Origin of the sequence: Modicisalibacter luteus DSM 23508 (assembly GCF_000378505.1) — a bacterium.
In the GTDB taxonomy this organism is placed as follows: domain Bacteria; phylum Pseudomonadota; class Gammaproteobacteria; order Pseudomonadales; family Halomonadaceae; genus Modicisalibacter; species Modicisalibacter luteus.
The window spans coordinates 1-11064 of record NZ_KB900017.1 but is presented as its reverse complement, the minus strand read 5'-3'; the positions used below and the strand labels follow the sequence as shown (position 1 = coordinate 11064).

The following is an 11064-nucleotide window of genomic DNA, read 5'->3' as shown; positions in this document are numbered from 1 at the left end:
GCTCCCAGACACCCGCCTCCTGCCAGTCACGCAAGCGACGCCAGCAGGTGACGCCTGAGCCGCAGCCCATCTCCTGCGGCAGCATCTCCCAGGGGATGCCTGAGCGCAGGACGAACAGGATGCCTGTCAGGGCGGCGCGGTTGGAGACGGGAGGCCGGCCGCCACGCGGCTTGGGTTTCGGTGGTGGCAGCAGCGGCTCGACAATGGACCAGAGTTCATCGGATACGATCTGTTTAGCCATACTGAAAATCTAGGAATGGCTGATGCCGTTTTCAAGGTTTTGAAAGGCACTGTTAAGCCACGAATAATCAGCAGCCAAACTACGCGTACTCTCAAGGAAAAACTCACGGGAAATATTGATGCCAAGGTAGCATGAATGTCGCATGGCTTACAGCAGTAAACGTACTTTACGGCTTGCCCCGCTGCCAAGTTCGATCAAAGTCGCCTCAGACCCAGCTATTGCCGCTATGCCAACGGCGGCGGCAAGGATCAACTCTTCGGTTCTTGCCGGGTAGTATGTCGACCACCCAGACTTGGTTTGGTACTTCCACCATGAATCGGCGGTTCAGCAGGTTGGGATCCACCGGCAAGGTGTGCCAACGTCGCCGCTGACGTGCCTTTATGCCTGCTTCCTGCATCAGGCTCCACGCCTGGTAGTGTCCGATGTCGTACCCGCGTCGGCGTAGCTCTCTGGCCATGCGGCGGCTGCCGAGCCTGCAAGGCCACCTTCAGAAGGTCCGCAACGGACTCAGGAAGGAGCTGGCGGCCAACCAGAGACAGACCGGAAGATACTGCTGAAGCGGGCTCACGACCTTTAAGACCGCAAGTATCTCATCATGCTCCTGGCAGCCTACGAGCACAGGGAGCGGTTCTATCACGTCTGGGACTGCGCCACCCGGCGAGATGCTGAACAGGCGCTGGCTGGCAAAGGACAAGAACCGCGATGGCCTGGTGTATTCATTCGAGGTGATGCGAGCCCGGATGTTCTACGCCACCACCAAGCACAAGAAGAAGGCCCCGACTGCGTAGGTCTCTCCGTTCTACAAGAAAAACATGGGTTACGGGCTGCCGGATTTCGCAGAAGAACTCAACTATGGGGCCGATCTATCAACCATCTGAGGCTAAACAAGCTGCCCAAATTGGTGCAGCCCAAGATCAAGGCCAACCTGCTCAAGAACTGGATAGCCGAGACCCATGAGGCAGCCCATCAGGCCTTCGACCGTACGCTGAAGCGTTTCGGCGCCAAGTCCCCCCAGGCGATGATACTATCCTGGCAACGGTATTCAAACTGCTCCAGACCGACCAGAAACGCTGGAGCCGGACCAAGCATTTTCAGAAGTTGGAGCTGGTTATCAGCAACGTCAAGTTCCAGAAGGGCGAGCAGGTTGCCGATCAATCAGACAAGAATGTGGCCTGACGGCCATCCACCAGGCTTGACGATGACTCCGTGCTGGCCTGCAACGTGTATGTGGGGCGACCTTTCAGACAGAACGCAGCTCGAAAATAGTGAGGAACTCGGCACCCTACCCTCTAGGCTGGCCGAAGCCATCGACTGCACGCAAACTAATTTTTTATAAGCAACAGGCAGACTAAAAATCTGCAAAGATTAAGGAAAATTACACATTATTCTTTAAACGAAATAGATATTTTCAGCTTATGCAATAATATGAAAAATATAAATTGACAGATACTAACTTGCAAAAGGCATTAAAATCATAGTCTTACGCTGTCATATTTTTTCAGCTTATGCTTTAACTCACATCTGTTCACTTCCGTCTTACCGTCACGGCCTGTCTATTCCTCCAATTCCCCCACTTTTGCGCTTGCAGACAAATCATGCAAAAGACGGCGCCTTGACCCAGACAGAATCGCAAGCAACGCCTGGCCGAGGCAGCCTGCTGCGCAGTTATGCGGTTAGCAGGCTGCGTGACAAGTTCACACGGGTACGCTATCCTCCATGTGACATTGTCACAGTCCACTTTGACAGGATCAACCATGGCAACCGGCTTATACACTGTACGCCCTGATGAAGCGATATTGTGGCTCGGAATCCTGCTTGATGCAGTCTTCGATCCGACCTCCAAGACCATCAATCTTGCTCGTAGCGCTGAGATCGCGAACCAACGGGCCCGGGATAATAGCTTACACAGAGCTTTGGCGCTTCGCCCCAGTGACGGTAAGAGCCAGTTACTTGCTTTGGCTAGCGACTTTACCAATTACCCAGAGGATTATCCTGATACCCAGCGCGCAGAACTAATAGAAAGCTGGATGGAACGTTGGGTCCAGCCAGAGGATATCAAGCGACTTAACGCGCGAGTCCGTAAACGACGGCAGCGATTGAAAGAAGCTAATCTCTAAGGGTGATCTAGCCATAAAAGCGAATCAGCGACGCCTAAGCGTCCCTGGTCCAGAATAAAATATAGCACTTACTTTACATGTAAGATGGAGTCTTATGTTAAAGTTGCGCCAAGGATTTTCCACTTCGCCGCTAGTTGCCTGTAAGCGGGCCCGCTCCAATGTCTGTTGGGACCATTCTATACTGTTTGTCCAAAACGTAAGCCCTACCCCCAAAAACCTGTTTCTTAGTTACCATTACGGAATTTTGTGATGTATAAAGGGCTCCTCATTTACCTGAACAGGCTTTAGCATGGGCAACGTTATTGCGAAATATTCGACTTTGCAGAGGCAAAAGGAGAAACTACAGGCTGAAATAGCGGCATTGGAGAAGGATGAGCGCTTCAGGGCTGAGCTTGAGTTCAAAAACAAGCTTGTTAGCCTGATGTATGAATTTGATAGAACAGCAGCTGATGTTTGGGCTTGCTTGAGCCTGACCGCGCAAATAAAGCTGACGCAAGCGCGCCTAAGAAGCGGCGTCAGAGAAAGTTGAAGGTGTACCAGAATCCTAACACCAACGAAGTTATTCAGACGCGTGGTGGTAACCACAAGACCTTGAAGCAGTGGGAAAAAGAATTCGGGATGAAACAGTCGAGAGCTGGCTGGTTCGGGTAGAGAAGTAGCTCGGGTTCAGCTACCAAGATAAAAAACATCTGGGAAATATCCTGGGTGTTTTTATCACCACTGAGTTACTGGGGTGTCACTGGCTCGTTTTCTTGTACCATCATACGAAGCGCCTGAATGAAAATAAATCCGGCTACGGACAATACCAGCAAAGCGCATGTTCCTACCGTTAAATAGAATGCGAAACTCATGGTATTACTCCTTAGGTTGAACTCTTTCTGCGTACGAGTGTAGCACAATCGGTGCAACCCAAATAGCGAACCCCAGCCCGAACAGGAACGCCGCACCGGTCAAGGTGAAGGCTCCAGTCGGATTTGAGATCGCAACCAGCCGGGCCGCCATGCGCCAAATCCGATCTTGCGAAGCGGCACCAAGCGGCATCTTCTGACTGTTCGCCAAGGAGTCCCGTTGGCCGTCCTGCTCTCGGGAGCCAACATAAATGATAGCGTTCCATCCATATCATCGGGCCGCCCGGGGCGGCCTCGCCGTCGCTCCGACAAGCTCCATGCGGACAAGGCATACGATCATCGGCGCTGTCGCCGCGCGTGTCGGCGGCGTGGCATCCAGCCCCGCATAGCCCGCCGGAGTGTCGAGGACATTTAGCGGCTCGGCTGTCATCGCTGGGTTGTCGAGCGAACCTTTGCTTGGCTGGGCCTGATGAGGCGGCTCGCCACTCGCTATAAAAGGCGACATTCCCATGCGAATGGCATCGCCCACCACTAACATGTTGTCAGGCACGCTCATCATCTTGCGAAACGTTCTCCACCCCTGCCCTTGCCGAGAGGTAGGTGCGGTAACGCGTGACGATCTCGCCATTGGTGTTACGAATAGCGCTGATGATCGCAGGGTAGTCGCCCTTCACCTAACTCGGCAAAGTCATTCTTGAACGGACGGAATCCGTCTTTACCATCAAGCACCAGACAGAACGTGGAGCATTTATTCCTATCTTGTTTTATAAAATATATGATAACGGTATAATATTTCAATCGAAATAAGCTTGTCTCCACTTCACGCATACTGCAGCTACCTCGGGGCTGACGGCTCAGCTGCAGTATGCTGGAGCGCTTGTGGCTTGCCCGCATCTCCTTGACCAGTTCCGCAAAGATCCCGAACATCAGTTTGACAGCCGCGGGCGTCGTGCCGATGGTGCGGTCAGGGCCTTCAGGCTTACGCCGCCGGCCGGTGAGCTCGTGCATGGTGCTCATCAAAGTAGTGAAGGTCACGCCCAAGCCGATCGAGCTTCCACACTAACAGAGTGTCTCCGCCGCGCAGGGTGCGCAGGCAGGCCTACAACTCGGACACATCCGCTTGGTGTCGGTGACGCGCTCCTCGAAGAACTGCTCGCAGCCGGCCTTCTCGAGGGCGTCACGCTGCAGCTGGGGATTCTGGACCTGAGTGCTGACTTGTGCGTAGCCAATGATCATGCGTCACCTATCGGTGAAGCGTCATCAAGGTCCAGTGCCGCCCAGTCCTCGACGCCCACCGGCTCGAAAGGCCTCGCGTACTGGCGGACAGAGACCTTCAACCTCTCCAATGGCTGATCACGACTGACGAAGGCATCATTACTCACGTCTACGTCGTCAAACGATGCATCCCACTTGTGTTCCTGTTTCGTCATCGTGATGCTCCACGCAAGCAAACCTTGGTTTTCTTTACATAATGACTTTATATTTTCGGTCAGGCTAGGTGCTGGATCCCGTGAGAAAAGGCCTTACGGCGTAGGATCCCGGGCAACGAACGTAGCTAACAGGTTAGCCAGTCTCGTCACTGCCTTCCGCGTCATGTCTGATAGGGGTTAGCGCATGCCAATCCAAAGCTGTAACAGCATCCCGCCCATGGCAAGGAAGGGCGCGATCACATATCGACCCCTTCACCCATGCCCCCCAGAACATGGACTGTCGAGAACCGCCGAACGGGCATAGAGAGCGCATCGGCATACCATAATAGGTGCTGAGCCGCGGAACGATGCGGCGCTGACACTTACGGCATGGCAATCGATCGTCTTTGGATTGTCGTTGTTGAGTGTGAATCGGGCCAAGGGCGTCACCTGGATGGCCGCCGGGCCGCGACGGTCTTCCTTCGCGACGAAGACCACACGGGCTCCTTCCGGTGGCAACGGTTGGCCACCCACCATGCTGGTGACGTGAAAGAAGCGATCAAGGCCATCATCACCGGTGATAAACCCAAACCCCTTAGCATGCCGAGTCGTTTTCACTTGGCCGGTCATCTTTTGCATGGACACTCCCGTAGTCTGGTTAAGGCCATGTCACCTCCCATAGGCCAATCGGGAGTCATTGTACCCATACACCTGTGCGCGTGGAGGACTCCCCGTTCGCTTTATGCCGCGTTTCTTACTCTTATCAGAGCTTTCATATTGAGCGGTATTCGTAGACTGGGTTACGGATCACACAAAAGGTCCCCGGGCCAACAAGGGAATGAAGCTATGAACACTCTCACCAAACTGACCGGCGTCGCCCTGCTGGCGACTACCATGGCGGGCTGCGCTACTATAACGACCACGAAGTACAACGAGGACAACAGCCGAGCCTACAATCTGGCTCAGGCCGGCAGCTTGTATAAGGCACGAGACACCGTGCTAGGGGACGACGAGTACAATCCGGCCATGAGCACACTCGGTAACACGTTCAGTGATGCGGCCCTGTTCAATAGCTCAGCTGGTCTGGGATTGTCTGGTCAGGCGTCGCTGGGATTAGGGCTTGCTGGCGCCCTGTTCGCTGCACCGGGCCATATGGAGCGTGACAGTGCTTTCGCGTTCGTTCCGGGCTCCTTGGCTTCCTCCCGCGATGAAGCAGACGAACTTCTGCGCGACCATTTCTTTGCAGCGGTCGAACAGGCTGCGCATGAATTGGGCTATACAGTCGAGCATAAAGGCAACGATCTACGCCATCCGGCGGCACACGGCCGGACCGCAATGACTATCGCCGTGGTCAATGAAGAAGACGGCTGTTACGGGTATGACCGAATCCACAGCGGAGAGGACGCTAAGACGTACGGTTGCTATGTATCACTGCAAATTCCAGAGCGGAGTGATCGTACGCTGCCGGCTCCAGAGGCAATCGATGTGCCGGGAGAGGCCCAATAAGGGCATTTTTGAAGATCTGCTCGAAGCCGAGGAACTTGATGATGCTGGCATTGACGCTTCGATGAAAACGCAGTCCTCCCTTGTAAGGCCCTAGTGCAGAGTTAAATTGGATGCGATAGCCCTTATTAACCTGAACTCTGCCACGATCATCGACCCAGCTAACACGGAACATGATTTGCCATTCTGGTTCGACAATTCGTTCGATAATGCTGTGTTCATTATAACGGGGGTTAAGATCAAGCAACGGGCGCAGTAAATCCAACACCTCCTCTGCTGCTTGATAAAACTCGGTCTGAGCCGGGCTGCTTTGCTGCAATTGAACTAAGTATCATGACATAGGGCATGGGTAGCAGTGCCTTACTTAAGAAATGAAAGAATAAATGCACGGCAATGGTGCAAGTTAATAGAGATCGCACCTTTATGCAGCAAATACATCATTCATGCAAACCATGACTTAGCTAGCTTGGTAGAAAACCCTGAATTATTGCGGCTTATCTCATGCTGGCTTGTTCCGCCTCTGCGACTGCTTGGAGATAGGTGGTCGACACTGCTGAATGCCTACCTCGGTTACACACCTCCCCTGCCCCGTGACGAGAAGATACATATATTCAGGAACGGTATGCCTGGCTCAGTGTCATTACATGACGCCCGCAATGGAAGCGAAGGATAGCAATGCTCAAGGACGCCATAGTCATCAGGGAAATCGTCAGCAAGGATAGCTCCATAAAGAGCTATGAAGTTTACGACAGCGATACTGGATCAAGCCTAGGCAACTACGACAGTCTCGATAGGGCCGAAACTGAAAGGCGCCATATGCAATCTTCAGATGCAGCAGCGAAGAAAGGGGAAGCGGACATGGACCCAAGGCAGGATAACGACCCGAGTTCATCCTAGCCTCAGTGGAATGCCTACCGAGCCGGAGCAACAGCAGTTGCCGTCTGCCCAAGTATTCGGCTGTGCGCCATAATTTATGCTTGAGCTAGAAAATGACTCAAATCCGCCGAACAGAGACACTGTGGCTAGAGGCTTCATTCCGATCCCAGCACGGAGCGCAAGCATGACCGCAGGTTCTCTCTTCCCCAATACCCTGATGATCCGCAAGCTGGAAACCATCTTCCCCCTTTCCACCGAGGAGAAACAGGCGCTCCAGAACTTGCCGATACAGGTTACCACCCTCAAAGCTGGTCGAGACATCGTACGTGTCGGTGACCGCCCGTCCCAGTGTTGTCTGATTCTTGAGGGCTTCACCTGCGTTTACAAGCTGACTTCCGTGGGCAAGCGCCAGATCATAGCCCTGCATGTTCCCGGAGACATCCCGGACCTGCAAAGCCTGCACCTAAAGGTCATGGACAACAGTATTGCCTCGATCAGCCCCTGCACGGTCGGGTTCATCCAGCATGAGGATTTGCGCCGCATATGTGAACGCTATCCTCGCCTTACCGCTGCCTTCTGGCGCGAGACGCTGGTAGACGCCTCGATCTTCCGTGAGTGGCTGCTCAATATCGGACGGCGCGAGGCCTACACCCGGATGGCCCACCTTCTCTGCGAATTTCTGATGCGCCTGAAGGCGGTGGGACTTGTTGAAGACGACACCTTCGATCTACCGATTACCCAGGCTGAGCTGGCGGATGTGATTGGGACCAGCTCGGTCCACGTGAACCGAGTTCTCCAGGCGCTTCGTGGCGATGGTCTGGTCCAAACCAAGGGAAAACAGATGGTCGTCCCTGATTGGGAGAAGCTGAAGGAAGCGGGTGATTTCGACCCTCTCTATCTTCACTTGGAGGAGGCCGGCACTGCTTGAAACCCAGCAGCGGCCTACCGAGCAGAGGCTGGGGGCTCCGATATATTGCTATAACAGTTTTGTTAGCTGTACTGGGCTTGCTTGTTAACTGATCGCAGTACGGCCGACAGGGAGAGTGGCTTATGCTCAACTGGATTTCGCAACATTCTCAGGCCTTGGGTGTTGTAACCAACTTCGGCACGCTGATCATTTGGTTGGTCTATGCGCAGCTGTTGTATTTTGGGTTTCGACGCCAGCGCCGCCCCCAGGTAATCATCAATCGTGGCAGAAAGAGGGATGTGGACGCGCTGTGCATCATTAGCAACATGAGCGCCGAGGCGATCTTCGTCGAGTACATCATCGTCGAACTGAAAACCTCACGCGGCACAGTCACCATGGACGTGACCGATTTCAATCAGAAGGCCAACCAGGGAGACGACCCGGACAGCGTTGTTGGCCAGGAGCTCGGGAAGGTGAGCGATTACACCCGGGAGGGCCCGCTGGCTTCCGGCGACTTCATGCATATCGGTACTTTCAGCGACTTGGTCCATCGCCTGGCCGGGGAAGCCGGCATCGAGATGCAGGGCTACCGCCCCAAGAGCGATCTGTGCCTGCAGAGCCTGACCATTCGCTTGATCGGCATCTACGGCTCGGAGGACAGGCCGATTGGGGCTGAGCGCCGCTTTGAACTCAAGCACGAAGGAGGTGAGGAAAAATATACCTTGGTACCCAGTGCCTGGAAGACCCAGCGACTTTCCTCACTCCGCCAGCGGCGCCGGCTGCGCAAGGATATGGAAGCGATGAACGAGACGAACTACGTGGCGTCGTCATCGATTCAGCGCGAGGGCTAGCCTCGCCGCCTACGACGCGCTCAGGCTAGGGCTGCCACCTGCGCAACTGCTTAGAAGGTCCGCCTGTCACGTCTGGTTTCGAAACAGGCCGGCCACCGCTGCCTTTGCCCTTCTGAACAGGCCACGCTGGCGGTAGTCTTCGGCACGCATTTCAATGGCGTGCGAGCGGTCTTCATCAAAGTGGCGGTCGAGTTCGCTCAGCACTACCTCGTCCAGAATGACCCTGCGCCAACTGGGCCATGCGATGGTTGTGATGCGGGCCTGGAACCAGGATTTGCACATCCACTCCGCGCTGCACCGTCTCCTTCAAGAGCTGCACCATGGCGGCGTTAGGCACGAAGTAGGCCGTAGTAATGCGCACCTTATGGCGCGCTAGTGTGAGCAAGACATGGAACAAGGTCGCGATGGGGCTCCAGTTCGCCGCTGCCGTCGTCTTCACTACCTGAACCTGGCTCTTGCCAACTGGCTTGAGTGCTTCGGCGTGGGCGAGCTGGGCAACATCATCATGCACCGACTGGCCCGCCTCCACCCAGTTGTCGAGGAAGGCGGCCTGTAGCCCGTGGACAGCAGGCCCCTCAACCTGGAAATGGGTGTCCCGCCATTCGTCGGGGTTGCGTGCATCCCCGTCCCACTCCTCGGCGATGCCGACCCCACCGGTAAAGGCGATCCGTCCGTCGCAGACGAGGACCTTTCGATGTGTACGGTTATCCAACTCCCAGAGTTTCCAGCGCGCGGGTGGGCGAAACCAGACAATATCAACGCCCGCCGCACGCATCCGCTCGATTAACGTCGTCGACATCTTTAGCGCCCCGATAGCGTCCAGGATGACCCGCACCCGTACGCCGGCACTGGCACGCTCTGTCAAGGCATCGGCGAACTGCCTGGCGACTTCCCCTTTCCAGTACACAAACGTGAGGAAATCCACACTAAAGCGCGCCTGGCGGATCGCCTCGAGCATGGGCGGAAATATCTCGATGCCGTTTCGCAGCACACTCACTCGATTACCGCCGCTAAAGGGATCTCCCAGCGTCCCCTCCAGCACCTTCTGGTATCGGGGCGCATTAGCCGCAGCGCCTGAGCGAGGCGGTGAGGAGATCACTTCTTCGTCACTCATTACGACACGGCATCGAACTCGAAATGCAGGGCATCCAGGCAGTCGCGGTATCGCTCCCGCAACTTCTCGTGGCTATCCGCGCCAAGATAGATCGTACCGATGTGGTACGAAAAGCTGTCTTGATTAGGCAGATCACTCAGTCGCATGCCCGGCTCGATATCCAGCTTGATCAAGGTGCCCGGAAAGCGCTCTCTGAGTTCAAGTAACTCCTGTTGGCTGGGGACGCGCTTGACGATGGCGTCTTCATGCTTATGGGGAATCAGGCATTTGGCGGCCACCGGAAACTGGCCTTGCCGATTGATCATCGAGGGGCGCTGGCCCAGGGCGATATCGATGGCGACCTCATGGTTGGACATGCCATCGACCATGATGAACATTTCACTGTGCGACTGCGAGATACGTGTATTGAACTCAACCAGCCACAACTGGTCGCTCGCCTCGTCCCACATAAACTCGGCGTTGAAGCAACCATGATCAAAACCGATATGCTCAAGGAAGCGTTTGCTGGCCTCGATCATTCGCCGCTGAACCCCCTCTGGCATGCTGGACGGGTATTCCAGCCGGTCGAACAGCGTCGCGCCTTTATCCACGGGCTGGTCAAACACCCCGTGAACATTGAATTCTCCCTGGAACATGGTGCCCTCAGGCGCTCCCTGTCTGCCCGAAATAATTTGCTCGGCTATACAGGTGTTCCCGTTGGCTTGTCGAATCTCGGGAGGCAAATCCACGTGCTCCAGCGCCTCGTTGAACGGATCGCCGAAGTGGTGAATCGCCTGGCGCGTTTCCTCGATAGCCGCGTAGAATTGCTCGGCATTCTCGATCTTGAAGCCAAGCTGAGAGGAAAACGCCTTGACCGGCTTGAGCCAGAACGGATAGTCGAGCGTCACCTGCCCCAGGGGATCCGATGCGAAAGGGTCGACCGAGCAAAAATCAGGCACATACTCGGGAATCGCCTTCTTCTGTTCCACCCGGCTCCAGTACTTGTGCTCGCACTTGAGCACACTTTCCAGCGGCGGAGCAGGAATGTTGTACTCCTTGCACAGGATCGGCACCATGACGCTGGTGGGGAAATCCCAATGGGCAATGATGGCATCGACAGAACCGACAGAACCTGTGGTCTGTTTCAGTTCCTGGCGCGCCTGCTCCAGCAGCCGGTTGAACGAAAACGACTCGGGCTCGATGAGCGTTTCAACATCCA

Annotated in this window: 16 protein-coding genes and 5 pseudogenes; 10 read left to right on the top strand and 11 right to left on the bottom strand. The window is 55.2% G+C overall.

Going from position 1 to position 11064, the window contains the following annotated elements; all coding sequences use genetic code 11:
* The 3 genes and pseudogenes from F568_RS0121380 to F568_RS24675 all read right to left on the bottom strand — a co-directional run.
* The coding region (locus F568_RS0121380) for a transposase (protein ID WP_019020441.1) at positions 1 to 241 on the bottom strand (241 nt) is incomplete at its 3' end.
* Between the two features lie 147 nt (positions 242 to 388).
* Positions 389 to 493, bottom strand: a complete 105-nt coding sequence (locus tag F568_RS25965) for an L-histidine N(alpha)-methyltransferase (protein WP_229804365.1) — start codon at positions 491 to 493, stop codon at positions 389 to 391.
* A gap of 22 nt (positions 494 to 515) precedes the next feature.
* Positions 516 to 710 (bottom strand): annotated as a pseudogene (locus tag F568_RS24675) (IS3 family transposase); the annotation flags it as partial.
* A 16-nt stretch (positions 711 to 726) separates the two neighbouring features.
* Here F568_RS24675 and F568_RS24670 point away from each other — a divergent pair.
* From F568_RS24670 to F568_RS25175, 6 genes and pseudogenes are all read left to right on the top strand, one after another.
* Positions 727 to 1119 (top strand): annotated as a pseudogene (locus F568_RS24670) (ISL3 family transposase); the annotation flags it as partial.
* Positions 1120 to 1264: 145 nt separating this feature from the next.
* Positions 1265 to 1417: pseudogene (locus F568_RS26465) on the top strand (IS256 family transposase); the annotation flags it as partial.
* Between the two features lie 578 nt (positions 1418 to 1995).
* Positions 1996 to 2358, top strand: coding sequence for a hypothetical protein (locus tag F568_RS0121360; RefSeq protein WP_019020792.1), 363 nt, complete (start codon positions 1996 to 1998; stop codon positions 2356 to 2358).
* Positions 2359 to 2647: 289 nt separating this feature from the next.
* Positions 2648 to 2887 carry a hypothetical protein gene (locus F568_RS25955; protein WP_229804366.1) on the top strand — a complete coding sequence of 80 codons (240 nt, stop codon included), beginning with the start codon at positions 2648 to 2650 and terminating at the stop codon, positions 2885 to 2887.
* Between the two features lie 2 nt (positions 2888 to 2889).
* The gene (locus F568_RS26460; protein ID WP_371827869.1) at positions 2890 to 3009 is read left to right on the top strand and encodes a hypothetical protein; all 120 of its coding nucleotides are present in this window, start codon (positions 2890 to 2892) and stop codon (positions 3007 to 3009) included.
* Positions 3010 to 3363: 354 nt separating this feature from the next.
* Positions 3364 to 3708: pseudogene (locus F568_RS25175) on the top strand (transposase); the annotation flags it as partial.
* Positions 3709 to 3839: 131 nt separating this feature from the next.
* Here F568_RS25175 and F568_RS24115 read toward each other — a convergent pair.
* The 4 genes from F568_RS24115 to F568_RS24110 form a co-directional block, all read right to left on the bottom strand.
* Positions 3840 to 4214 (bottom strand): hypothetical protein, encoded by a 375-nt coding sequence (locus tag F568_RS24115; protein WP_019020788.1) that lies wholly within the window; start codon positions 4212 to 4214, stop codon positions 3840 to 3842.
* A gap of 51 nt (positions 4215 to 4265) precedes the next feature.
* Positions 4266 to 4442 carry a recombinase family protein gene (locus F568_RS25165; RefSeq protein WP_156817537.1) on the bottom strand — a complete coding sequence of 59 codons (177 nt, stop codon included), beginning with the start codon at positions 4440 to 4442 and terminating at the stop codon, positions 4266 to 4268.
* On the bottom strand, positions 4439 to 4636 hold the full coding sequence (locus tag F568_RS0121325) for a hypothetical protein (protein WP_019020787.1): 198 nt from the start codon (positions 4634 to 4636) through the stop codon (positions 4439 to 4441). The genes F568_RS25165 and F568_RS0121325 overlap by 4 nt, the downstream gene beginning before the upstream one ends.
* 252 nt (positions 4637 to 4888) lie before the next feature.
* Positions 4889 to 5254, bottom strand: coding sequence for a cold-shock protein (locus F568_RS24110; protein ID WP_019020786.1), 366 nt, complete (start codon positions 5252 to 5254; stop codon positions 4889 to 4891).
* 207 nt (positions 5255 to 5461) lie between these two features.
* Between F568_RS24110 and F568_RS25160 the strand changes: the two genes are divergently transcribed.
* The gene (locus F568_RS25160) at positions 5462 to 6121 is read left to right on the top strand and encodes a hypothetical protein (RefSeq protein WP_019020785.1); all 660 of its coding nucleotides are present in this window, start codon (positions 5462 to 5464) and stop codon (positions 6119 to 6121) included.
* Here F568_RS25160 and F568_RS24660 read toward each other — a convergent pair.
* Positions 6114 to 6465: pseudogene (locus F568_RS24660) on the bottom strand (Glu/Leu/Phe/Val dehydrogenase dimerization domain-containing protein); the annotation flags it as partial. The gene F568_RS25160 and the pseudogene F568_RS24660 overlap by 8 nt on opposite strands.
* Before the next feature lie 328 nt (positions 6466 to 6793).
* Here F568_RS24660 and F568_RS0121305 point away from each other — a divergent pair.
* The 3 genes from F568_RS0121305 to F568_RS0121295 all read left to right on the top strand — a co-directional run bounded on the left by F568_RS0121305 (position 6794) and on the right by F568_RS0121295 (position 8752).
* A complete protein-coding gene (locus F568_RS0121305) occupies positions 6794 to 7015 on the top strand; it encodes a hypothetical protein (protein ID WP_019020783.1) in 222 nt (73 codons plus the stop codon).
* 163 nt (positions 7016 to 7178) lie between these two features.
* On the top strand, positions 7179 to 7922 hold the full coding sequence (locus F568_RS0121300; RefSeq protein WP_019020782.1) for a Crp/Fnr family transcriptional regulator: 744 nt from the start codon (positions 7179 to 7181) through the stop codon (positions 7920 to 7922).
* Between the two features lie 122 nt (positions 7923 to 8044).
* Positions 8045 to 8752: a hypothetical protein gene (locus F568_RS0121295; protein ID WP_019020781.1), complete on the top strand. Its 708-nt coding sequence runs from the start codon at positions 8045 to 8047 to the stop codon at positions 8750 to 8752.
* Positions 8753 to 8818: 66 nt separating this feature from the next.
* On the opposite strand, the gene F568_RS25155 is transcribed toward F568_RS0121295, so the two are convergent.
* From F568_RS25155 to F568_RS0121285, 3 genes are all read right to left on the bottom strand, one after another.
* Positions 8819 to 8956: a phospholipase D-like domain-containing protein gene (locus F568_RS25155; RefSeq protein ID WP_019020780.1), complete on the bottom strand. Its 138-nt coding sequence runs from the start codon at positions 8954 to 8956 to the stop codon at positions 8819 to 8821.
* A complete protein-coding gene (locus F568_RS23595; protein WP_019020779.1) occupies positions 8928 to 9866 on the bottom strand; it encodes a phospholipase D-like domain-containing protein in 939 nt (312 codons plus the stop codon). The genes F568_RS25155 and F568_RS23595 overlap by 29 nt, the downstream gene beginning before the upstream one ends.
* Positions 9866 to 11064 (bottom strand): ATP-grasp domain-containing protein (locus tag F568_RS0121285; protein WP_019020778.1); only part of this gene is annotated, 1199 nt, incomplete at its 5' end. The genes F568_RS23595 and F568_RS0121285, both read right to left, overlap by 1 nt.

Excerpts from the sequence above, each read along its gene's own strand:
- F568_RS0121360 (WP_019020792.1), top strand. The coding sequence starts at position 1,996 with ATGGCAACCGGCTTATACACTGTACGCCCTGATGAAGCGATATTGTGG.
- F568_RS25955 (WP_229804366.1), top strand. The coding sequence starts at position 2,648 with ATGGGCAACGTTATTGCGAAATATTCGACTTTGCAGAGGCAAAAGGAG.
- F568_RS24115 (WP_019020788.1), bottom strand. The coding sequence starts at position 4,214 with ATGCACGAGCTCACCGGCCGGCGGCGTAAGCCTGAAGGCCCTGACCGC.
- F568_RS25165 (WP_156817537.1), bottom strand. The coding sequence starts at position 4,442 with ATGATCATTGGCTACGCACAAGTCAGCACTCAGGTCCAGAATCCCCAG.
- F568_RS0121325 (WP_019020787.1), bottom strand. The coding sequence starts at position 4,636 with ATGACGAAACAGGAACACAAGTGGGATGCATCGTTTGACGACGTAGAC.
- F568_RS24110 (WP_019020786.1), bottom strand. The coding sequence starts at position 5,254 with ATGCAAAAGATGACCGGCCAAGTGAAAACGACTCGGCATGCTAAGGGG.
- F568_RS25160 (WP_019020785.1), top strand. The coding sequence starts at position 5,462 with ATGAACACTCTCACCAAACTGACCGGCGTCGCCCTGCTGGCGACTACC.
- F568_RS0121305 (WP_019020783.1), top strand. The coding sequence starts at position 6,794 with ATGCTCAAGGACGCCATAGTCATCAGGGAAATCGTCAGCAAGGATAGC.
- F568_RS0121300 (WP_019020782.1), top strand. The coding sequence starts at position 7,179 with ATGACCGCAGGTTCTCTCTTCCCCAATACCCTGATGATCCGCAAGCTG.
- F568_RS0121295 (WP_019020781.1), top strand. The coding sequence starts at position 8,045 with ATGCTCAACTGGATTTCGCAACATTCTCAGGCCTTGGGTGTTGTAACC.
- F568_RS23595 (WP_019020779.1), bottom strand. The coding sequence starts at position 9,866 with ATGAGTGACGAAGAAGTGATCTCCTCACCGCCTCGCTCAGGCGCTGCG.